At 54.3% G+C, this 23124-nt stretch carries 20 protein-coding genes; 6 read left to right on the plus strand and 14 right to left on the minus strand.

Annotation, left to right across the window (positions count from 1 at the left end):
• Nucleotides 1–99: 99 nt before the first annotated feature.
• The 7 genes from AAC019_RS11960 to AAC019_RS11990 all read right to left on the minus strand — a co-directional run bounded on the left by AAC019_RS11960 (nt 100) and on the right by AAC019_RS11990 (nt 9623).
• Entirely contained in the window at nt 100–2883 is a 2784-nt protein-coding gene (locus tag AAC019_RS11960; RefSeq protein WP_339899151.1) for a TonB-dependent receptor, read from the minus strand.
• Nucleotides 2884–2937: 54 nt separating this feature from the next.
• Entirely contained in the window at nt 2938–5262 is a 2325-nt protein-coding gene (locus AAC019_RS11965) for a glycoside hydrolase family 95 protein (RefSeq protein ID WP_339899153.1), read from the minus strand.
• A 252-nt stretch (nt 5263–5514) separates the two neighbouring features.
• On the minus strand, nt 5515–6105 hold the full coding sequence (locus tag AAC019_RS11970) for an SCO family protein (RefSeq protein WP_339899180.1): 591 nt from the start codon (nt 6103–6105) through the stop codon (nt 5515–5517).
• A gap of 81 nt (nt 6106–6186) precedes the next feature.
• Nucleotides 6187–7098 (minus strand): heme o synthase, encoded by a 912-nt coding sequence (cyoE, locus tag AAC019_RS11975; protein WP_339899154.1) that lies wholly within the window; start codon nt 7096–7098, stop codon nt 6187–6189.
• 67 nt (nt 7099–7165) lie between these two features.
• The gene (locus AAC019_RS11980; protein WP_339899155.1) at nt 7166–8209 is read right to left on the minus strand and encodes a COX15/CtaA family protein; all 1044 of its coding nucleotides are present in this window, start codon (nt 8207–8209) and stop codon (nt 7166–7168) included.
• Between the two features lie 9 nt (nt 8210–8218).
• Nucleotides 8219–8842: a hypothetical protein gene (locus tag AAC019_RS11985; protein WP_339899156.1), complete on the minus strand. Its 624-nt coding sequence runs from the start codon at nt 8840–8842 to the stop codon at nt 8219–8221.
• Between the two features lie 10 nt (nt 8843–8852).
• Entirely contained in the window at nt 8853–9623 is a 771-nt protein-coding gene (locus AAC019_RS11990; protein ID WP_339899158.1) for an SURF1 family protein, read from the minus strand.
• 240 nt (nt 9624–9863) lie between these two features.
• Here AAC019_RS11990 and AAC019_RS11995 point away from each other — a divergent pair, with 240 nt between their 5' ends.
• Entirely contained in the window at nt 9864–10091 is a 228-nt protein-coding gene (locus AAC019_RS11995) for a DUF2909 family protein (RefSeq protein ID WP_339899159.1), read from the plus strand.
• A 19-nt stretch (nt 10092–10110) separates the two neighbouring features.
• Here the strand turns inward: AAC019_RS11995 and AAC019_RS12000 are convergent, their stop codons facing one another.
• Genes AAC019_RS12000 through coxB form a run of 4 tightly spaced genes read right to left on the minus strand, consistent with a single transcriptional unit; the run spans nt 10111 to nt 14373 of the window.
• A complete protein-coding gene (locus AAC019_RS12000; RefSeq protein WP_339899160.1) occupies nt 10111–11022 on the minus strand; it encodes a cytochrome c oxidase subunit 3 in 912 nt (303 codons plus the stop codon).
• A 42-nt stretch (nt 11023–11064) separates the two neighbouring features.
• Nucleotides 11065–11643: a cytochrome c oxidase assembly protein gene (locus tag AAC019_RS12005; RefSeq protein WP_339899162.1), complete on the minus strand. Its 579-nt coding sequence runs from the start codon at nt 11641–11643 to the stop codon at nt 11065–11067.
• Between the two features lie 23 nt (nt 11644–11666).
• A complete protein-coding gene (gene ctaD / locus AAC019_RS12010) occupies nt 11667–13217 on the minus strand; it encodes a cytochrome c oxidase subunit I (RefSeq protein ID WP_339899164.1) in 1551 nt (516 codons plus the stop codon).
• A 10-nt stretch (nt 13218–13227) separates the two neighbouring features.
• The gene (coxB, locus tag AAC019_RS12015; protein ID WP_339899165.1) at nt 13228–14373 is read right to left on the minus strand and encodes a cytochrome c oxidase subunit II; all 1146 of its coding nucleotides are present in this window, start codon (nt 14371–14373) and stop codon (nt 13228–13230) included.
• 409 nt (nt 14374–14782) lie between these two features.
• Here coxB and AAC019_RS12020 point away from each other — a divergent pair, with 409 nt between their 5' ends.
• From AAC019_RS12020 to AAC019_RS12030, 3 genes are all read left to right on the plus strand, one after another.
• Entirely contained in the window at nt 14783–16123 is a 1341-nt protein-coding gene (locus AAC019_RS12020) for an MATE family efflux transporter (protein ID WP_339899166.1), read from the plus strand.
• Nucleotides 16124–16345: 222 nt separating this feature from the next.
• Nucleotides 16346–16978, plus strand: a complete 633-nt coding sequence (locus AAC019_RS12025; protein WP_339899167.1) for a hypothetical protein — start codon at nt 16346–16348, stop codon at nt 16976–16978.
• A gap of 111 nt (nt 16979–17089) precedes the next feature.
• A complete protein-coding gene (locus AAC019_RS12030; RefSeq protein ID WP_339899168.1) occupies nt 17090–18934 on the plus strand; it encodes a sensor domain-containing phosphodiesterase in 1845 nt (614 codons plus the stop codon).
• Here AAC019_RS12030 and AAC019_RS12035 read toward each other — a convergent pair.
• Genes AAC019_RS12035 through prlC form a run of 3 tightly spaced genes read right to left on the minus strand, consistent with a single transcriptional unit; the run spans nt 18907 to nt 22049 of the window.
• Nucleotides 18907–19707: a transporter substrate-binding domain-containing protein gene (locus tag AAC019_RS12035; protein WP_339899169.1), complete on the minus strand. Its 801-nt coding sequence runs from the start codon at nt 19705–19707 to the stop codon at nt 18907–18909. The genes AAC019_RS12030 and AAC019_RS12035 overlap by 28 nt on opposite strands.
• Nucleotides 19708–19962 carry a YheV family putative zinc ribbon protein gene (locus AAC019_RS12040; RefSeq protein WP_339899170.1) on the minus strand — a complete coding sequence of 85 codons (255 nt, stop codon included), beginning with the start codon at nt 19960–19962 and terminating at the stop codon, nt 19708–19710. It abuts the gene before it with no gap.
• Complete coding sequence (gene prlC / locus AAC019_RS12045) at nt 19959–22049, minus strand: oligopeptidase A (RefSeq protein WP_339899171.1); 2091 nt, start codon at nt 22047–22049, stop codon at nt 19959–19961. The genes AAC019_RS12040 and prlC overlap by 4 nt, the downstream gene beginning before the upstream one ends.
• Nucleotides 22050–22154: 105 nt before the next feature.
• Here prlC and AAC019_RS12050 point away from each other — a divergent pair, with 105 nt between their 5' ends.
• Nucleotides 22155–22724 carry a gamma carbonic anhydrase family protein gene (locus tag AAC019_RS12050; protein ID WP_339899173.1) on the plus strand — a complete coding sequence of 190 codons (570 nt, stop codon included), beginning with the start codon at nt 22155–22157 and terminating at the stop codon, nt 22722–22724.
• The coding region (locus tag AAC019_RS12055; protein ID WP_339899174.1) for a fumarylacetoacetate hydrolase family protein at nt 22717–23124 on the plus strand (408 nt) is incomplete at its 3' end. The genes AAC019_RS12050 and AAC019_RS12055, both read left to right, overlap by 8 nt.

Genomic DNA, 23124 nt, shown 5'->3' on the forward strand with positions numbered 1-23124 from the left:
AATATATTTCTATATAAAAAAGTAAAGCTTTGGCGCCAAAAAACAAAAAAAGGCACCCAGTGGGTGCCAAAGCGAAGCGAACACGACTAACAGGTTGCGCTAGAAATTAGCCCGTAACCGAACCCCAAAGCGACGATCATTGAGTACGTAATCGCGGGGGCGGTTGGGGTAGGCTTGATAGGTAAAGTTGTTTTCGTCGAGCACGTTGACGGCATCGATAGAAACGCTCCAGATCTCGCTAAAGTCGTAGCTGATCGAGGCATCCAGCTGACCGTAGGCATCGTTATAGATGGGTAGATTGCCGGTACCATTACCGGCGGTGGTAATGACCCAGTCATCGCGCCAGTTGTACGCCAAACGGGCCGAGAAACCACCTTTCTCGTAAAGCCCAACCAGGTTGTAGCTGTTTTCAGATAAGCCCTCGAGCGGCACCAGCAAGGCGTTGCCCTCGCTATCGGTCGCGCTGGGGCTGGGGGCTTCGCTGTCGACAAACGTGTAGTTGGCCTGTAAGCCAAGGCCGTCAAAGGGGGCCGGTAAAAAGTCGAAAAAGCTCTGCAAGCCCACTTCGAGCCCTTTAATGGTGCCCTCTTCACCGTTTACCGGTGCGCTTACTTCAAAGGTTTCTGTGCCTTTACCCGGCACCTCAAACGCCGCGTCGTAGATGCCATTTTGGACGAAGTTTTTCACCTTTTTATGGAACAAGGTGGCGTACAGCATGCTGGCGTCGTCGTAGTACCACTCTATTGCGGTATCAAACTGATCGACGGTAAGCGGCTCTAGCGCCGGGTTGCCACCCTCGCCCGTGGCATCGCGGTACACCGGCGGCGTTGCAGGGTCGTTGTCGTCGTCGATGTAGTTTTCCGACAGGGTGAAGTTAGCCGACAAATTCGCAAACGACGGACGCGATAAGCCGCGCGATAGCGCAAAGCGCCAGTAGAGGTTATCGGCCAGGAAGAAGCGTAAGTTCAAGCTCGGCAAGACTTTTGTGTAGTCCTGTTCGAGCGCAATCGGCTGCTGCGACTCGAGATCGGTGGTGGTATCGCCGGCATCGCGGTAGGTTAAGGTCTGAGTGCCAATGGCTTCGGCATCGGTTTTTACCACCCGCACGCCGATGTTACCGTCAAACGCGACAAAGGCATCGTCCATACCAAAATCGAGCATACCGTACACCGCCTGGGTGTTTTCGCCCTGCTCGTTGATTTGGTTGCGCTCGGGAAAGCTCGAAGGCGCCCCGGAATTTGGGTTGATGCTGGCCAGTACTTGCAGCGCGCGGTCGTGGTCTTTGAGTAAGTCTGGACTGACGACATAGTGCGCGCCAAAATTGGCCTCGGAGGCATCGCCACGCCACAGGGTATCTTGATGTGGGTCTAATACATTATATTCTGGGAAGTCTTCATACTCGGCGGGAGCATCGGCTCCCGCAATGGCAAACCAATCAAACCCAGAGTCGGCCGTGCGCACGTCTTTATCGGTAAAGCGTACACCTGCGCTAAAGCTGCGCATAAAGCCGCCGGTGTCTAAGTCCCACTCTAGATCGGTACGTACCGCCACCTCTTCACCGGTATTATCGGCAGAACGCGCCATCATGGCTTCGTAGTAATAGTTGGACTGGTCTTCCAAATAGGCATCTGGGGTTACTTGGTAACTCGGGCGCTCGCCCGTCAGATCCAGATAAAAGGTCGTGCCATCATCAATGCTGCCAAATGCGGTCACGTCGCGATAGCTGGTGTCAGAATCCACGTATTGCACATCACCGGTGATTTTTAGCTGGCTGTTGGCGTGCCAGATAAAGCCGGTGGCGTAATCTGTCGTTTCGGAATCGCGCACCGCATCGCGGGTAAAACTTTGGAACGGCGGATTCACAAAGCCGCCGGTTTCTAGGTTACCAGCGCCATCAAAAGTAAAACTGCCGGGCACTGGGGTCAGAGAGCCGCCCTCGCCCGCGCCATAGGCAAAAATGCCCGTTTGCGGATCGTAAAACTCGTACTTAGAACTTAGGTACGTGGCGTAAAACTCTAAGTCGTTATTGGGTGCCCACTGCGCCGCCAGGGCCGTGCCGATGCGCTCACGGTCGCCGCTCCGAGAGGAGATGCCGCCGCCAGAGGCCACCTCGACCTCTTCACCCTCGTAGCCCGGAATATCCGTACGAGTAAAGAATGGTTCGACAATTACCGAGTCTTCCCGAAACACCGCCTCGTTGTACGAGACGTTAGCCAGCAAGCCAAACTCGCCGGCGTCGGTGATCCAACGGTTAGAGTACAGCGCCGAGGCACCGTAGCCTTCGTCGTCGCGCACGTCGTAGTGAGTGCCATTTACCGCCACGTTAATAAGCTGGCCATCGGCATCAAAAGGTTTGCGGGTGCGCAGATTAACCACACCGCCAATACCGCCTTCAATTTGATTGGCGGCTGGGTTTTTGTACACGTCGACCCCGGCCAACAACTCGGATGGCACATCTTCTAAGCTGAGGCCGCGGCCATCGGTGGTCGAGAAAATATCGCGCCCGTTAAGCTCGGTGCGCACCTGAGTTAAACCGCGAATGGCAATCTCGCTGCCCTCGCCGCGGTTGCGGGAGATCTGAACACCCGAGATACGCTGCAGGGTTTCGGCCACGTTGACGTCGGGCAGCTTGCCGATATCAGTTGCCACCACTGAGTCGACAATCACCGCGGAATCCCGCTTGATCTGCTGTGCGGACTCAATACTGGCGCGCTGTCCGGTAACGACCACTTCTTCCAGCGCGAGCTGATCGGCATCGCCAGCGGTTTGGGCAAACGCCGGCACCGCGCCTACGGCACACAGGGCCATCGCCGATACACTGGTACGCCGCGGTATTGCGCGGGCAAGCCCGCGCGCGATGTGCGATATTTTATGGTTATTCACAGTACTCTCCTCATGGTAAATCGATGGGCAGGGTCTGCGCCCTGCTGATAATGCTTATTTTTTTACACTTGGCAAAACCTGGTAGCGGGCGCCGGCACGGGCCAAAAACACCGTGTTGCCGTCGCGGAATGTACCGATCTCTTTGCCCTCACTATTCAGAATCCGCACCGAGCCGCCGGCCACGGTAAGCTCGCCGTCCCGCCCAGCCAGCAGCTGCGCGCCGGTTAACTTGCCGCCGCGCCAGGCGATATCCACGGTGACGTCGCCACGGGCTTTTAGGCCTTTTACCTCGCCCTCGGGCCAGCGGCTTGGCAGTGCGGGCAGTAGGTGCAAGGTCAGATCCTGGCTTTGCAACAGCATCTCGGCGATGCCGGCGGTAGCGCCAAAGTTACCGTCAATTTGAAACGGCGGATGGTTATCCCAGAGGTTGGGTAACGTGCTGCGTTTAAACTGTTCGCCCAGCACTTTGTGGGCGCGGTCGCCATCGAGCAGGCGCGCCCAAAAATTGATCTTCCACGCTTGCGACCAACCAGTGCCGCCATCGCCGCGGGCGTTGAGGGTTACTTTGGCGGCCTCGGCGAGCTTGGGGGTTTGCGCCGGGCTAATCACACGCCCCGGATGCAGCGCGTAAAGCTGCGAGACATGCCGGTGCTGGCTGGTTTTATCGTCCAGATCCTCTCGCCACTCTTGCAGCTGGCCCCAGCTGCCAATACGCAGGCCCGGCTCGAGTTTGGCCAGGGCCGCCGTTAACTTGCCGGCAAACCCGTCGTCATCTAACTTGAGCGCCGCGGCGCGGGTGTTGCTAAACAGCTCGGTCACGATTTGCTGGCTCATGGCAGCGGCTACGGTAAAGTCGCCGTGCTCGGGGGAGAAACTCGGGCTTACGACCAGCGAGTCGCCGTCTTGCACCAGCGCATCGAGCCAAAACTGTGCGGCTTGCTTCATAATTGGGTAGGCGCGCTCAGCAAGAAACACCTCATCACCGGTAAACAGGTAGTGCTCGTAATAATGTTGCATCAGCCAGGCGGCCGACTCGGGCTGCCAAAACGCCGTAGGCCAGGCGATGACACCGGTAAAACCGTAAATATTGGTGTTTAAAAACAGCGTCCAGCCCCTGGCGCCCACCAGTTTTTGCGCCGACACCCGGCCCGGCTCGACTAACGAGTCGACAAAGTCATAAAGCGGCGCGGTTGTCTCCGCAAGGTTGGTGACTAAGGCCGGCCAGTAATTCATCTGCAGGTTAATGTTGACGTGATAGTCGGCGTTCCAGGGCGGCGTATTAGAGTGATTCCACACCCCCTGTAAATTGGCGGGTAAGCTGCCGGCGCGCGATGAACTGATCAACAAATAGCGGCCAAACTGAAAGTACAACGCCTCCAGCGCACGGTCGGCGGCCAGGTTGCCTGTGCCGTATTGTGCGAGCAACTCTGGGGTGGGCACCTTGGGCGTCACTTGGCCAATATCCAGGCTAACGCGGTTAAACAAGCCCTGGTAATCTTGCAGGTGAGCCGCACGCAACTGCGCCGGCGTTTTGCCGCGCGCGGCACTGACGGTTTGGCTGAGGGCGCGGTGCGGGTGCTCCCCGCGATAATCCGGATATTGCTGGCGGTAATTGGTGGCAGCGCTAAACAGCAAGGTCACAGCGTCGGCGTTTTGCACACTTAGGCTATTGTCACCGGCGCCGGTGTTAACCTTTGCGCCATTCGCCCGCATAGCCACCTGGCCCTCATAGATTAAGCCATTGTCATTAAGCGCCCCCTCCACGGTTAACAGAGCATCGTGGCGGGTAAACCGGGCGCTGCGATTGTCGGGTATCTTGAGCGCAACATTAACGCTGATGGCGGCGTCCTGATCGGCGCTCAGGTTTACCACGAGGACTTGATCGGGGTAGCTGTAAAAATATTCGCGGGTGTAATTAACACCATCGCGGGCATAAGTTACGCTGGCAATACCGCGCGCCAGATCCAGTTGGCGACGGTAATCACTCGCCTCACCCTGGCCGGCCACGGCAATTTCGAGCTCGCCAAAATTTTGGTAGTTACCATAGCCCTTAATCTCACGGCCCATCAGCTCGGCCGCGGCCTCTGGCGTCATACGACCCTGCTCGGCCAAAATGGCTTGCACCTTCTTTAGCTCGGCCACTTGGTCGCCCTCAGGCGGGACGCCGTAGTCATAGCCCTGTTTGGAGCCTGGGCCACCCTCCCACAGGGTTTTCTCGTTCAGCTGCAGAACATCTTGCTCGATACCACCAAAAATAACGGCCCCCATGGCGCCATTGCCAATGGGCATACCCTCTTGTTCCCAGTCACTTGCGGGGCTGTCAAACCAAAGCACAGGCGAGGCTGAGGCTATAGAGCCGGCAAAAGACAGCGCTACCATTGCGAGACCAATAAATGCCGATTTAGGTGTGGTTACTGCCATGATGTTGTGACGGAGAGCCCGCCTCCTCGCTATTTATGGTGTTTATGTCAGCCAGTGGCCACGTTATAACGCAGATATTTTTATAGGCACAAAACATTTTCCATATAAAAACTATTCTTTACAAAACCAATAGCACACAGGCCGGTAAGCTCCGGGCTGTGCACTAATAGTATGACAAATAATTTTAGAATATAGCGTGCGGGTTGGCCGTCAGTGCGCAAAACTTTGTTGAATAGAGCTGTAGGTCGCTTTGAGTTTAGCAAGCTCGAAGGGAGGTTTGAAAAAACCGTGATAATCGCCGCGCGGGTTAATCAGCACAATATTGCCCGAGTGATCGACGGTGTAGTCATCGCCAATGGTGACTTTGTTAAAGGCCACGTTCACTTGGTTGGCAAACCTGCGCAGCGTTAAAAAGTCGCCGGTAACCCCAATAAACTCCGGGTCAAAATAGCCTACGTATTCTGATAAAACCTCGGGGGTATCGCGGGCCGGGTCCAGGCTGACCAGCACGACTTGTGTCTGTTGGGCAATATCGTCGGGCAGCTTGCCGACTAAACGATCCAGCTCGGCCATGGTGGTGGGGCAAATATCGGGGCAGTGGGTAAAACCAAAAAATACCAGTGACCACTGGCCCACAAAGTCATCGCGGGTAAAGGGCTCGCCCTTGTGGTTTAGCAGGGTAAAGTCGTCAAAGCGGCGCGGCGTATCAAACACAATAGCGCCATTTAGGCGCAGCTCGTCGGCCGACATAATTCGCGGGGTGGTCAGTTTATTAATCAGCAGCGTTAACAACACCACCATAAAGACAATGCAGCCGATAACGGTAAAACGAATACCACGGCGGGTTTGGGCTTTGGCATCTAACGCGGTCACAAAAATTCCTTAAAACGGGTGTGTTACCGGCATCAGGTAGTGATCGAGCAGCATCACCACAAACAGCGCCATTAAATAAACAATCGAGTATTTAAAGGTATCCATGCCCACGCCTTCGCGCTTGCTAAACAGCATCATTAACGACCAGTAAATAAACCCGGCACCCAGCACCAGCGCACCTATTAAGTACAGCCAGTTCATCATGCCCGTAGCAAAGGGCAGCACGGTGACCAGCACCATAATAATGGTGTACAAAAATATATGCAGTTTGGTGTATTGCTCGCCGTGAGTAACCGGCAACATCGGGATATCGGCTTTGGCGTACTCGTCTTTACGGTGTACTGCCAGCGCCCAAAAGTGTGGTGGCGTCCAGGCAAAAATAATCAGCACCAGCAATAAAGCGTGACCATCTAAGGTGCCGGTAACGGCCGTCCAACCCAACAGTGGCGGCGCGGCGCCGGCAATGCCACCAATAACAATATTTTGTGGCGTAGCGCGTTTTAAAAATAACGTGTACACAACCGCGTAGCCCAACAGCGAAACCAGTGTTAGCACCGCCGTAAGCGTATTAATAAACACCACCAGCAAGGTCATGCCAATCGCACCAATCACCAGCGCAAACAGCGCCGCTTGCATGGGCTCAAGCCGGCCTTTGGCAACCGGGCGGTTATAAGTGCGGGCCATTTTTTTATCGATGCCGCGATCCACCAAATGATTCACTGCCGCCGCCGAGCCGGCACACAGCGCAATGCCCAGATTGCCAATGATGAGCACATCGAGTGGCACCATGCCCGGCACCGCCAGCAACATGCCAATTACCGAGGTTAATATCATTAGCATCACCACCCGCGGTTTGGTCAGCTCGTAGTAATCGCGCCAGCTAGCAGAGGTGTGTGCTGTGTGTGTCTGTGCTTGGGTCATAAGGCTACCGCTTGTTTGTTATGTTTACTCGCTTGTTCGCCAAGTGCAGCGGGCGCTACCGCTAATGTTAAGCGCCTACCGGTTGCTTACTTTGCGCTGTATAAAGCCGATGCGTCAAGGTTACCAGCACCAATAACAGCAATGCGCCCCCGGCATTGTGGGCTACGGCTACCGCCAGGGGCAGATGCGCTAACACGTTACTGACACCTAAACTCACTTGTAATAAAAGCACGCCTAACAGGGTAAACGCGATTGGCTTACAGGCCCCACCAAGCCGTAATAAGCGCACAACCAAAAGCAATACGCTTACGCTAACCACTAAGGCACCTAGCCGGTGGGCCATATGAATCGCGGTACGCGCCTCCCCCTCAAGCAAGCCACCCAAATAGTTAGGGCCGATACTCTGGGCTAAATTAAAGCCTCGCGCCACATCCATGGCCGGCCACCACTCGCCGTGACACGTGGGAAAATCGGTACAGGCAAGTGCCGCGTAGTTTGAGCTGGTCCATCCTCCCAAGGCGATTTGCATAACAACCAATACCATTACCAATAGCGCCAAAGGCCGCACGCCCCGCAAGCGTGACAGGGTGGCTGACGACACACGCCACTGCCGCTGCCCCAACCGTTGCACCAACAGCCACAACATACTTAACGTGGCAAAGCCACCTAACAAGTGTGCGGTAACCACCTGAGGCCACAGTTTAAGTGTCACCGTCCACATACCAAAAGCGGCCTGCACAATCACTAACAACAGCAAGCCAAGGGTGTGCATGCGCGGCAAAGGCTCGCCGGTTTTAGCAGCCCGGCGCCAGGTAATGATGGTTATGGCCAAAATTAGTAAGCCCAGAGTGCCGGCAAAATGCCGGTGCACCATCTCGGGCCAGGTTTTATCGTGCTCTACCGGCGCCTCGGGAAACAAGGCCTCGGCCGCCACGACATGTTCATCTGTGGTGGGCCAGGTTAAGTGGCCATAGCAACCGGGCCAATCGGGGCAACCCAGGCCAGCATCGGCGAGCCGGGTAAAAGCCCCCAGCACCACCACCACACAGGCTAATGCTGTTGCCAATACCGCTAACCGGAACCCCCAACTAAACGATGTTTTCTCGATCATGCTTCGCTCTTATTCGTAGGAGGTTTTTAACATTTTTTTAACGTCTTTTAATAACTCGCCGCCGGTGTGCTCCGGCGTGTAACTGAGCATTAAAAAGCCTTCTTGATCCATCAAAAAGTAGCGCCCTGAAGCGATCGGGTCATCACTGATATTACTCGCCTGCAGCGCTTGTAAAAGATCGTTACCATTGACGGTCATCACCCGTAACAGCGGATGTTGCTCCGCAATATGAGCCGCCAGCTCTGGGCTTAGCGCGTCATCCAGTAATAAATAAATGCGCTCGACGCGATCGGCTTTTTCGTTAAGGCGAATATGCACCTGGCGCGTTAGGTATAAATTATCCAGGCAGGTTTGATCGCAGCTGGCATTGCCCACCACAACATAGCGCCAGCGCTTTGGCTCATCGTTAATGCGCCACAACTCGCCCTGCTCTTTGGGCCCCAGTGCAGCCACCTCAATAGGCGGTGTAACTAACGTGCCTTTATTAACGGTGCCGTCGGGAATGCCCCAGCCTGTGTGATACATGGTGTAGGCGGCAATCATGGGCAGAGCCACAATTAGCATCAACAATAGCGCTTGAATCTGACCGCGCCTTTTATTCGCGGCTGGCTGAGCCGGTTGTGAATCTGTCATTTACATCTGCCTATTTTTTATTGTCTGTTACATCTTGGCGCCGCTTATGGCGCCATAGGGTCGCGAGGTTGGTGTTAGCAAATAGTGTTAACACCACCAGAGCCAACGCCAAACCAAACCACTGCAGGGCGTAACCCGTGTGGCGCTCGGGCATCATATTAACCGCTTGCCAACCGGTGCGAAGTGCTCCGGGGCTGGCTTCATCAATCTTTAACATCCCTTCGGCTAACGGCTGCCCGACATCTTCGGCCATTTGGCTCACATCCACCTCCGTAATAACCCGTGGCCAGCCGGATTTCTCGGCCTTAGCACTCAGTAAGGGGTGTGACGTTACGGGATAAAGTTGGGCAAATAAACTTATCGTACCGTTTAACATTGGCACTTGGGGTAACTGCGTACGACTAACATCGCCCAACAGCCAACCGCGATTAACCAAAATATTTTGTTGCGTATCCAGTTTAAATATTTGTACCACTTCAAAGCCAATTTGACCATCGCGTTGGCGATTATCCACCAGCCAAATATGCTTGTTATCAAATTCACCGCGAGCAATAACTCGGGTGTAGGGCTGCAAACCTGTAAGCGCTGTATCGCTGAGATCTACCGGTGCGCCAGCCTGACGCTGTTGCACCTGCTGTAGCACAGTGCGTTTTTGCTCTGCGCGCTCTAGCTGCCAAAACCCCAACCCTATAAGCACAGGCAAAAATACAACCGACAAAGCGATCAGCGCGCGATTGGGCGTTAGGGTAAGGCGTGAGCGAGCTGTGGAACCGGGTGTCACAAGGCGTACCTCTATCTCAAGCTTTTAACTAAGACTTTATCAATACATCTGAAATACAACAGTCAGTTATAGCGCCCACTTTTGATGCTGATTTTTAGCTGGGCGTAAACAGTTGCTTGGGCAAATACGTCGCCTGCGTTACTATCTAGGCAGTTGGCGACTTAAATGGCTTATCGGCCAACTAGCTTCTTAGTTCCTTGAGCTTATCTGACGTTAGCTCATTCAATCAATGGTTTTATTATGTGGCTAAAAATAATTATTTTAATACTGTTTATTGGCATTGTGCTCAGTTTGACGGCGGGCCTAACGTACCTTTTACGCGACGCCGGCGTACCCAATAAAAAGCGTACCCTGTATGCGCTGGGGATCCGAATCGTGCTGGCCAGTTTAATGATGATCTGTGTCGTATATGGCTTTTACTCTGGTATTTTAACCGATACCGCCCCCTGGGATCAGCACCTTCGCTAACCCAGGGGAAGGTGCTTTATTAGCCAAACACGTAGACAACAAAAAACAAACCAACCCAAACCACGTCCACAAAGTGCCAATACCAACTGGCCGCTTCAAAGCCAAAGTTATCGTCGGGTTTAAAGTGGCCTTTTAGCATTGAGCGCATCCACATAATAAACAGCATCAAGGTACCGATGGTTACGTGTGCGCCGTGAAAGCCCGTCAGCATAAAGAAGGTGGTGCCGTAAATACCGGACTGCAGCGTTAAACCCAGCTCATGGTAGGCGTGAATATATTCCTCGGCCTGTAAAATCAAAAAGATCACGCCGAGTAAAACCGTCACCCCCAACCAGATATTAAAGCTTTTACGGTTGTTGTTTTTAATGGCGCTGTGGGCAAAGTGTACAGTCACACTAGAGCTTAACAGGATAATGGTGTTCCACAGTGGCAGCCAACCTAATAAACCACCCCAACCCGGAAACGTCATACTGTCTTTAGGGCCTAAGCGGGTAGCGGCATCGCCGTTAAGTGCCATATCTGGCGTGGTCATTAGAGGCCACTCGGCGGTAAAGTTGGGCCACAACAGCGGGTTATCAACACCGTCACCTTCCCCGGCAAGCCACGGCAGTGCGAGCGTGCGGATATAAAACAGCGCGCCAAAAAAGGCGGCAAAAAACATCACCTCAGAGAAGATGAACCACTGCATGCCCATCACGTAAGAACGCTTTAGCTGCGCGCTGTTCATGCCCGCCATGTTTTCTGAGATGGCGATGCGAAACCAATTCCACAGGACGATCGCAAACACCAGGCCACCGGCAAAAAATAAATAGGGCCCTTTATCGCTACCGTTCATCCAGTTGGCCGCACCAAATACCGTCAAGAACAGGCCAAAGCTCGCCCATATGGGCAGCCGGCTCTGCTCCGGTACGTAGTAGGTTCCTGCACTCATAGTTGTACTCCCCGCCGAAATTTTATTGTTTTGCGGTTAATGTTAAAGCCCATCGTGGGCCATGCTCAACAACTCGTCTTTGCTAAAACGATCGGTCACATCAAACAGCGTGTAACTTAACGTGATCGTTTTAATGTGTTCAGGAATATCTTGGTCGACAATAAACATCATCGGCAAGATGGCATCCTTTCCTGCTAGTAGTGCTTGTTGCTCGAAGCAAAAGCACTCGGTTTTGTGAAAAAAATTGGCCGCTTTGTAAGGCACCAAACTCGGTATCGCCTGCCCCACCATGTCTTTTCCGGTGGGGTTGCTCGCCACATAGTTAATCATAGCTTGCTCGCCCGGGTGCACCGATATTTGTTTAATCTCGGGGCCAAACTTCCAGGGCATACCTTCGTTATTGGTGGCGACAAACTGCACATTGATAATCCGGCTGGTATCTACGGCGGTGTCGACCACTTCATATTTATCGCCGGTTTTACCGTTTAGCCCGGTGATATCACAAAACGCATCATACAGCGGCGGCATGATCCAAATAGCAAACACAAACATGCCGCACACTGTGAGCCCAAGCTTTACGCTTAGCGCTGTAACCGGGTTACTTGGCCACGATAACTTCATAGCTATGCGCTCGGGCTTATGCCTTATTTAACTTCGGGTGGCTCGGCAAAGGTGTGGTATGGCGCAGGCGAAGCCACCGTCCACTCCAGGCCTTCCGGGTTATCCCACACTTCATCGGTCGCCTTTTTACCCGACATGATGGTCGCGATGACGTTGTACAAAAACACCACTTGCGCGGCGCCAAACAAAAAGGCACCCACAGATGAAATCATATTCCAGTCGGCGAACATCAGGTTGTAATCCGGAATGCGACGCGGCATACCGGCAAGACCCGAGAAGTGCATGGGGAAGAAAGTCACATTCAGGCCGATAAACGCCAACCAAAAGTGCATCTTACCCATGGTCTCGTTGTACATATTGCCGCACCACTTGGGCAGCCAGTAGTACACGCCCGCGGTAATAGAGAAAATAGCCCCAGGCACCAACACATAGTGAAAGTGCGCCACCACAAAGTAGGTATCGTGATACTGAAAGTCAGCCGGCGCGATCGCGAGCATCAGCCCCGAGAAACCACCAATGGTAAACAAGATGACAAAGGCGATAGAGAACAACATCGGTGTTTCAAAGGTCATGGAGCCTTTGAACATGGTGGCTACCCAGTTGAATACTTTAACCCCGGTAGGCACCGAGATCAGCATGGTCGCCCACATAAAGAACAGCTCACCGGCAATCGGCATACCCACGGTAAACATATGGTGCGCCCATACCACAAAGCTCAAAATCGCAATGGCGGCGGTGGCGTACACCATAGAGGCATAACCAAACAGTGGCTTGCGGGCAAAGGTGGGGATGATCGCGCTGACGATACCAAACGCCGGCAGGATCATGATGTACACCTCGGGGTGGCCAAAGAACCAAAATACGTGCTGGAACAACACCGGGTCACCGCCGCCGGCCGCATCAAAAAAGCTGGTGCCGAAGTGAATATCCATCAGCATCATGGTGACAACGCCAGCGAGTACCGGCATTACCGCAATCAGCAAGAAGGCGGTGATCAACCAGGTCCAGACAAACAGCGGCATCTTCATTAAGGTCATGCCGGGCGCGCGCATGTTCAAAATAGTGGCGATGATATTGATCGCCCCCATGATGGAGCTGGCACCCATAATATGAATGGCAAAGATAAAGAAGGTTACCGACGGTGGTGCGTAAGTGGTCGATAGCGGCGCGTAGAACGTCCAACCAAAGTTGGGTGCACCGCCTTGCATAAACAAGGTCGATGACAACATCGCAAACGCAAACGGCAGAATCCAGAAGCTCCAGTTATTCATGCGCGGCAGCGCCATATCCGGAGCGCCAATCATCAGCGGTACCATCCAGTTAGCCAAACCGACAAAGGCCGGCATAACCGCACCAAACACCATCACCAAGCCGTGCATGGTGGTCATTTGGTTAAAAAAGTTGGGCTCGACTATCTGTAAACCGGGCTGAAACAGCTCGGCGCGAATCACCAGTGCAAACATGCCACCCAAGAAAAACATGGCAAAGCTGAACCACAGGTACATGCTGCCAATATCTTTGTGGTTGGTGGTATACAACCAGCGCGTTAAACCTTTAGCGGGGCCGTGAGCCATTGTCTACCTCCTATTTGCCTTGTTTATGGTTATAAATATCAAGCGGTTGAGCAAGATCGCCCATGTTGTTACCCCACGCATTGCGCTCGTAGGTAACCACAGCGGCGATGTCCACCTCGGACAATTGCTCACCAAAGGCTTGCATCGCGGTACCCGCGACGCCGTTCACGACCACATCTATGTGATGATCAATTGGGCCCACAGCCACCGGGCTGTCTTTAAGTGCCGGGAACACGCCCGGAACACCTTCACCGTCGGCTAAGTGACAGGCAGCACAAGAGCGGTTGTAGATCTCTTCACCTTTGGCGTAGAGCTCGTCAAAGGTGAAGGTTTTTTCGGTTAGCTCGGCCAGCGCCGCCGCAGCGGCTTTTTTCTCATCGAGCCAGGCGCGATAATCGGCCTCTGATCTTACGTCCACGACGATAGGCATAAAGCCGTGATCTTTACCGCACAGCTCGGCGCATTGGCCACGGTAAATACCGGGCTCTTCAATTTTGGCCCAGGAGTCGTTAATAAAACCGGGAATGGCATCGCGCTTAACCGCAAAGGCCGGCACCCACCAGTTGTGAATCACATCGCTGGCAGTCACCAGAAAACGAATTTTTTTACCGACAGGTAATACCAGCGGCTCATCGACTTCAAGTAGGTAGTTTGCGCTTTTTTCGGCGTGACCTTCAATTTGGTCTCGAGGGGTCGAGAGGTTACTAAAAAAGCTAACATCTTCGCCTAAAATTTCGTACTTCCAACGCCATTGATAACCGGTAATCAATACATCGACTTCGGATTTCTCCGTATCGTAGAGTTCGATCAGCGATTTCGAGGCGGGAATGCCCATCAGAATCAGGATAACGAAAGGAATCGCCGTCCAGAGAAGTTCGAGCCAGGTGCTCTCGTGAAAGTTCGCCGGTTTTACGCCGCGGGATTTGCGGTGCAAAAACATGCTAACAAACATGACGCCAAAAACGACGACGCCGATCCCCACACACCACCAGAACATTTGCATATGCAAACCGTAAACGTCCTGACTAACCGGTGTTACCCCCGGGGTCATATTGAACTTCCACCGCTCAGCTTCTTCTGCCAGTGCGCTACTTGCCACCAGCAGACACGTGAAACCAAGCATCCAGGCACAAAGCCCACGTGCTGTTTTCAACATTGCCCATCTTCTCCGTTAGCTGTTTCATTATGCTTATTGTTTTACGGCCGGATATCTTGCTCCCGACTTTCTCGACATCGGCGCGATCTAGTCGCCCCTACCCTGTCTATTACATCTCCGATGTAACTCGCGCTATACAGTTGCTACAGCCGCCGTGCGTAATTAACACGCGCACTTCATCCACCACACTTTAATACAGCGAGTGGGATTCGCGCTGTTAGCTTATTGGGTACCAACGAATAATCGGAGGGGTACGACTAATAAACTGCGGCAAATCGTCGCATCTGCGCCCTCAATGTGGCCATAGCCAAGCAAAAATGTCAATAAATTTGTCGCACGAATGCCGCTTTTGCGACCCCTGTGGCGAGTTGCTCACCCAACACCGGGACAACCTTGTATCATTCGCGCTATGCAACAATCACCTCCTCACACACGCACCGTTAGCAGCCGCTGGCATGGTATCTGGCCACTGGTATGGCCCATCATGCTTAGCAACCTCTGCGTCCCTTTGCTGGGCGCTGTCGACACCGCGATTCTGGGCCACCTGGATGCGCCCAAGTACCTTGGTGCCGTTGCGGTGGGGGCGAGTTTGCTGTCACTGCTGTACTGGTCGTTTGGTTTTTTGCGCATGGGCACCACCAGCTTGGTTGCCCGTGCGGTGGGGCGCAACGATACTCGCGAGGCCACCCGGCTGTGGCTGCGTGCGGCGGCCCTAGCGCTGACTTTGGCGGGCGGTTTACTGCTGCTAAAGCCCTGGCTGATCGGGCTGGGGCTCTACTTTATGCAACCGGCTCCCGAAGCCGCCGGACTTGCCGCCAGTTACTGTGCCATTCGGTTTTTAAGCGCGCCCGCCTCGCTGCTTAACTACACCCTCATCGGCTGGTTTATCGGCCAACAAGACACCCGGCGCCCGCTGCTGTTGGTGGTAACCGCCAATGGCGTCAACCTAGTTCTGGATGTGGTGTTTATCATCGGCCTGCAAATGAACAGCGACGGCGCCGCCTGGGCCTCGGTGATTGCGGAATACTGCGCTCTGGCCGTCGGGCTTGTGCTGCTCGCCGGCAAAATCGATCGCGCCCATGTCAAGGCTCAGTGGCACCGCTGTATCACTAACTGGAGTGAGTATTTACCACTGCTACAGGTTAACCGCCACCTGTTTGTGCGCACAGCCTGCCTGCTGGGTGTGTTTACTTTTTTTACCGCCCAAGGGGCGCGAATGGGCACCGAGATAGTGGCCGCCAACGCCATTTTACTGCAGTTTGTGCTGCTTACCTCGCACGCTCTGGATGGCTTTGCCCACGCCGCCGAAGCCCTGTGCGGCAAGGCGGTGGGGGCTCACGATCGCGCCGAGTTTATTCGCGTAGTCCAGGGCACCACGGCGCTCGCACTGTTAACCGCCGCGGCAATCAGCCTGCTGTTTTGGCTGGGGCAACATTATTGGCTGTCACTTTTTACCGCTTTGCCCGAGGTACTTGCACAGGCGAACCGTCAATTTGGCTGGGTGGTGATATTACCGCTGCTCACCGTATGGGCGTATCAGCTCGACGGAATTTTTCTTGGCAGTGGCGCCACTGCGGCCATGCAAAATATCATGTTAGTGTGCACCACGGCTGTGTTCTTGCCCCTTTGGTGGTTTACTCAGGCGCAGGGCAATAGCGGCCTCTGGCTCGCCTTTTGCGGCTTTAACCTAGCCCGCAGTATCGCTATGGCACTGGTTTTTCGCGCGCAGCAGCGCCGGCTGTCATCATAATTTCACCAAATTATGCTCAACCGATGCCGCAGCACTTGCAAAGCGGCGGTGTTGTATTACTTTTATTAAGTACTGTTAGGGCGGTACGTGCAGAGCATTACCCCCTTTAGTGTAAATCCAGCCACCACTACCCGGCAGTCGTGGCACGTCCCGGTAAACTGAATGCACCCACAGGCCAGTAGCCACACACTTAACAACATGCTACTCGAACAGGTCGGCCAAATGCGTACCCTGATCGACGATCTCTCGGCTTCGAGTGAAGAGACCGCCGCGCTAATCGCTCGCCTGCAAGTTCGCAGTAGCACCTTACACAACGCCATATCTTTGTCGGCCGACGTTGCGCCGCTACTGCTGGCTGACTTTGTGGTGCGCTATATCGAGCATGTGCCGGATTTTATTGAAGCCATTCACACGATTACCCGCGATGCCAATATCAACCAGCAAGTAGACCCGTTGCTAAAAGTAGCCGTGGATTACTTTTTACGCCCCCCGGAGCTGGTTCGCGGTTCAAGCACATTACAGGTGTTACTGGCTGAGGCGTATTTGGCTCATCGGCTACTGGAGGAGATCAACGACCGCTTTATTAGTTTGTGCGGTTCACCTTTGGTGCCCATGGACACCACCCGGGCTAATATCGTGGCGCACGAGCTCATCGGCGAACCATTTGCCATCGAGCTCGACCAAGCGGTGCTGTTTTCGGCCGATATATTGCTTACTGAGCACCACTTTACCGGGGCCGCTTTTGACCATTTTTTTGCCCACCACCGCGCCCATGGCTGGTCGGTCGAACTCTCCCGCTGGCCCTGTCTTGCGGCGGATCGATCTATTTTTGTGAATTTCTCCGGCCCTGACTGATGTTTTTAGTATTAGACAAATTAATATTTAGGTGCCATATTAAATTAGATATTTTAGTCTAGGGGCGCCCCGGTAAGGCGCCAAATACCCACTCACCGCGATGATAATAATATGGGTGAGAGCGAACACTTTATTGATTTGCATAAGCGCCTCGTGGCCCTGCGCCACAATCGGGACTTTATTACCTTAGATAAAGCTCACCAACTCATTGAGCTTATTACCCTGTGCAGCACCTTGCTGGACATCGACCGGGTCAGTGTCTGGCGCCTTGAGTCCGACCTTGACTCTCTCTCACTAGAAGTCCTTCTCGATCGCGAGCACGGGATTTGCCACAAGGCTGTGCAGATTGAGCAATCCGATCATCAAGCTTATTTTCGCGCCCTATTGGATGAGCGCATTATTGACGCCGTCGATGCCCACACCGATTTACGCACCCGCAGTTTTACCCGTGATTATTTACAGCCAAATAATATCGTTTCCATGCTCGACGTTCCTATCTTTGACCACGGCAAACTCTACGGCGTCGTCTGTTTAGAGGCGCGGGTGCGCACCGACTGGACCCTATCGAGTATCGCTTTTGTCTCGGCTATTGCCGATACCCTAAGCCTGATTAATACCTACGAGGCATGGCAGCAAAGCCAACAAGAACTCGATTACGTTACTCACTATGACGATTTAACCGGCCTGTCTAACGCCCGTGCCCTGCAAAAGCGAATCTCAGTACTGACTAAAAACACTCCCAATCGGCACAACTCATTCTCATTGATATGGCTCAATATCGATAAGCTTAAACAAATCAACCAAGGTCTTGGGCAAAGTGTGGGCGACCAAATTATCACAGCGGTAGCGCGCAAGCTGCGACAATTACCCATACACGGTAAGGACAAAGTGGCCCGAACCGGCGGTAACGAGTTTGCCTTGATTATTCGCAGCACCGGACAAAGACAGTCCTTAGAGCGCACCACCGAAGAGCTGCTTGAGCAACTGCTAAAACCACTGGTGATGTCTGAGCATAAAATTCAGGTGACGTTAAGCGCGGGGGTATGTTTTTACCCAGAGGATGGCGCCGATGTTAATACGCTGCTGCGACACGCCGAAACCGCCATGCACCAGGCAAAAGACCGCGGCCACAACAACGCACGATTTTTTAATGCGCAAATTTCACGGGAAGCTCGCGCCCGTTTTACCCTTGAGCGCCAACTGCGCAAAGCTATCGAGTCCAGCAGTCTCACGGTGTTGTATCAGCCCATTGTCGCCGCTCGCGGCCAGCACCTTGTCAGTGCCGAGGCCCTTGTGCGCTGGCAGCACCCCGAACATGGCTGGCTGACACCGGCCGAGTTTTTGCCATTAGCCAAAAACGCCGGCTTTATGTACGACCTCGATAAAGCGGTGATTAGCCGCGTCTGTGAAGACATCTACCGGCTGGGCTGCAGCGGTATCCACCTCGCTCAGGTGGCGATCAATTTAGGCGTCGAACAAGTATTGCATCCCAATCTGGCACACAATATCGCGGCACTGCTGACGCACTACAACATTCCCGGCGATCAGCTTGAGTTTGAAATAACCGAGGATGTTATTGCCCACGATTCCATTGAACTGCAACGATCACTACAAGCATTAGTACGGCTTGGACCGGGGCTCTCGATTGATGATTTTGGTACAGGTTATTCGTCGCTGTCGCGCCTAAAGCACTTACCTTTTAGCAAACTAAAAATTGATCGGTCGTTTATTCAGGATTTACCCGGCGACAAAGACAGTATCGCTATTGCGCAATCCATTATCGGTTTGGCGCGCGGACTCAATTTGCGTATCGTCGCAGAGGGTGTTGAAACTGATGCGCAGGCGCGCTGGCTGGCCGAGCGCGAGGTGGACTACCTGCAAGGGTTTAAGTTTAGCCGGCCAGTCAGTATAGAGGAGCTACGCAGCAATTATTTGGGCGCCGCAGCCTCGGCCTGAGATAAGTACCGCGCTTGCAAGGCGAGCCACAACTCCCGGTTCTCGGCGGCCGCAAACGCCCGGTCCAACCGGTTTATTAGCTCGCGACTGTAATCATTACCGGGATACAACGCGAGGTAAAACGGTTGCGAAGCCAAACAACTGGCCGGACGAATAGCCGTAATATCACGCTGATGTGAGTAAGCCTGCCAGGCGACAACCCGGCGCTCCTGAATAAAAACATCAAAGCGTTTTAGCAGCAACATATCCCACAGGCGTGCAGTACTGTTTACACCGCGCAGGGCGATAACATTGTTTTCAGGTGCCCGGGCGATGTAACGGTTAAGCTGGCTGGAATAGCCATAGCCATGCACCACACCCAAGCGCTGCTCCGACAATGAAGCGACCCCGTCATACTCCCACGAGCTGTCAGATCGGGTATATAAACAATCTTGATACTCGGCCACCGGCTCCTGGGTAAACATTAACTGTGGAGCCTCGTCCACGACAGCGGTAAGTAAGCCATCAACCGCGCCGCGTTGCGCCTCGACGACCGCACGGGTCCAGGGTAAAAAAGTAAGCGTTAAGTCGATCTGCTCACGCGCCAGCACAGTGCGAACATACTCGGCCACAATGCCAGGTCGGTCGGGCTGATCAACACAAGTGTAAGGGCACCAGTCGGTCGCCGCCAGATGCAGGGTATCGGGCAACTGCGCCCGAGCCTGACTGGCAAGCAACAGCGCCAGTGACACCCCCCACGGGCCAAGAGCCCGGCACTGACGCAACAGCCGCATTTAGCGCGAGGAGTCCGAGGGGAACGATAAGATTTTTACCACCTGTTCAGTCGGTTCGTTGTCTGCGGTGTCACTGACGCGGGTGTCGAGCTCTTGCGCCTGAGGTGCAAAGTGCATTTCATCGATAAAACCGCAATCAACACACTCGCGAAAGTCGCGCTCATCCCGTGAATACACCACAATGGCATCGGTCGCTTCGCAGCGCGGACAAATAGCACCAGCCAAAAAACGTTTGGTTTTGCTGTAGGTGCTCACGATGCACGCTCCAATAATCCGCCGTGCCGCAATAGCGCATCAATGCGCGGTTCGCGACCGCGAAAACTGACAAACAACTGCATAGGCTCACGCGAACCACCGCGCTGCAAAATCTCTTGTAAAAAACGCTTGCCGGTAGCTTGGTTAAAAATGCCCTCTTCTTCAAAGGCCGAGAACGCATCAGCCGATAACACTTCGGCCCACTTATAGCTGTAGTAACCCGCCGCGTAACCGCCGGCAAAGATATGGCTAAAGCTATTTTCAAAATGGTTGTAAGCCGGCGGCGTGAGTACCGCGACTTGCTGGCGTACCTCGTCCAGCAGCACCGCCGCCGCGACAGGCGCCTCGGGGTTATACTCAGCGTGCAAGCGAAAATCAAACAGCGAGAACTCTAACTGCCGCATCATTTGCATGCCCGATTGAAAATTCTTGGCAGCCAGCATTTTATCCAGCAGCGCTTTGGGCAAAGGCTCACCGGTTTCGTAATGACAGGAGATCATGCCAATCACTTCTTCCTGCCAACACCAGTTTTCTAAAAATTGGCTGGGCAGCTCTACCGCATCCCACGCCACACCGTTAATGCCGCTGACGGCGGCAATGTCGATGGCGGTTAACATATGGTGCAAACCGTGACCAAATTCGTGAAACAAGGTGGTGACTTCATCGTGGGTTAACAGCGATGGCGTGTCGCCCACCGGGGGCGTAAAGTTGCAGGTTAAAAACGCCACCGGCAACTGATGGCTGCCGTCGTCTAGCTGCCGGCGCACCCTGCAGTCAGCCATCCAGGCGCCGCCGCGTTTGTGCTCGCGGGCAAAGATATCCAGATAAAAACTGGCAATCTGCTCGCCATTTTTAAAGATGTGATAGAAACGCACGTCGGGATGCCAGGTGTCAAAGCTGGCAACCGGCAGGATATCGACGTCAAACAGCTTGGCGACCACATCAAACATACCGCTGATGACTTTTTCCGCGGGAAAATAAGGGCGCAGCTGTTCTTGCGATATAGCGTACTGGTGCTGACGCAGCTGCTCGCCGTAATAGGTTGCATCCCAAGGCTCCAGCGTGTCGCAACCTTGCTCGCGGGCAAAGCGTTCAAGCTCGGCAAAATCGGCCTCGGCTCGCGGGCGAGACTTTTCACCCAGCTCGCGCAAAAACTCAAGCACTTGCTCTGGGCTGGAGGCCATCTTGCTGGCCAGCGAGCGCTCGGCAAAGTTATTAAAGCCTAACAGGCGCGACTGCTCGTGCCGCAACGCGAGAGTCTCGGCAATAATACCGGTGTTGTCCCACTCGGCAGCGCTACTGCCATCGGCTTTAACGCCATCGCCCGAGGCGCGGGTGACAAACGCACGGTACATTTTTTCCCGCAGGGTGCGGTCATCGGCGTACATCATTACCGCCAAATACGACGGAAAGTCCAGCGTTACCACATAGCCGCCTAACGGCTCGCCATTGTCATGCTTTTTTTGTTCGCCGGCCTGTTTGGCCTGAGCCAGAGCCGAATCGGGCAAGCCGGCCAACGCCTCGGCGCTGTCAAAATGCAAATACCAGGCGCCGGTGGCATCCAGTACGTTGTTGGCGAAAGTGGTAGAGAGCTCGCTCAAGCGCTGGGCTATTGTGCCGTAGCGCTGCTTGTCGTCGCCCTCAAGGCTAACGCCTCCTAAGCGAAAATCCCGCAGAGCGTTATCCACCACTTTTTGTTGGGTGCTGGTGAGCGTCTGATACTCGTCGCTATCGGCCAGTGCCTGATAGGCCTGATACAGATCGCGATTTTGCGATACTTCGGTGCTGTACTCGGTTAGCAGGGCAATGCTCTCGTTGTAGGCATCGCGCAATTGCGGTGTGTTTACCACCGCATTTAAGTGGCTGACCGGAGCAAACGCTTGCTCGAGGCGGTCACCCTCGGCCTCGAGCGGCGCCACGAGAGTATCCCAGGTAGGCGTGCCCAACTCCGCCAACAGCGCCTCCAGGTGCGCGCGCCCCTCATTGATCAAGGTTTGCACCGCTGGCACCACATGCTCGGGTTTAATCTCGGCAAACGGTGGCAAGGTATCCTGGCGCAGTAGTGGATTATCGCTGGCTTGACTCATTTATCCTCCGGGTCGGATCGATTTTTTCTCGGCGTAAGAATGGGTATGATACACCCAATCGGCCCACCATTCGCGGCAGGCAAAGCTCTCACGCAGGACTTCACTATGGCAGAAAACCACCCAAATGGCGCGAATATCCGCCGCCACCAAGATCATACGCCTCACTATGACGCTACGGTCTACATCGACCCCTGCGCTCTGGTCATCGGCGACGTCACTCTGGGGGCAGACACCTCCGTCTGGCCGTTTGCGGTGATTCGCGGTGATATGCACCGTATATCTATAGGCGAACGCAGCAGTATTCAAGACGGCTCGGTATTGCACATCACCCATGCCGGGCCCTTTAACACCGAGGGGTTTCCCCTCACTATTGGTGACGACGTCACCGTAGGCCACAACGTCTGTCTGCACGGCTGCACCATTGGCAACCGGGTACTGGTGGGCATTGGCTCGAGCGTGCTCGATGGCGCCGTAGTGGAAGACGAGGTAGTGATTGGCGCGGGCACCCTCGTGCCGCCGGGCAAACGGTTGGAGTCCGGCTATTTGTACATGGGCTCTCCCTGCAAACAGGTTCGCCCGTTAAAAGACAAAGAGCGGGAGTTTTTTCGCTACTCGGCGGGAAATTATGTTGCCCTAAAAGATCAATACTTAGCAGATGCGCAACGCGATGACTGAGCTCGCCATCAGCCAGAGTGAGCGCCGCTGGCCGGTAACCCGGATCATATGCATCGGCCGCAACTACCGCGAGCACGCCCGCGAAATGGGCCACGACCCGGAGCGGAGCACTCCATTTTTCTTTTTTAAGCCCGCGAGCGCCATACTCCCCGAAGGCGAGGCTTTTAGTTACCCCTGGTTTAGTCAGGAGGTGCATCACGAGCTTGAGTTAGTGATTGCCATCGACCAAACCCTAAGCGCCGCCAGCGAGCAACAGGCGCGCGACGCAGTATGTGGCTTTGCCGTTGGTTTGGATATGACCTGTCGTGACCGGCAGCGTGAAGCAAAAGCTCAGGGGCGCCCCTGGGAGCTCGCCAAGGGGTTTGATGGCTCGGCGCCCTGCTCGGCTCTACGCCTTGGC

It is taken from the genome of uncultured Gilvimarinus sp. (assembly GCF_963975215.1).
Lineage (GTDB): Bacteria > Pseudomonadota > Gammaproteobacteria > Pseudomonadales > Cellvibrionaceae > Gilvimarinus.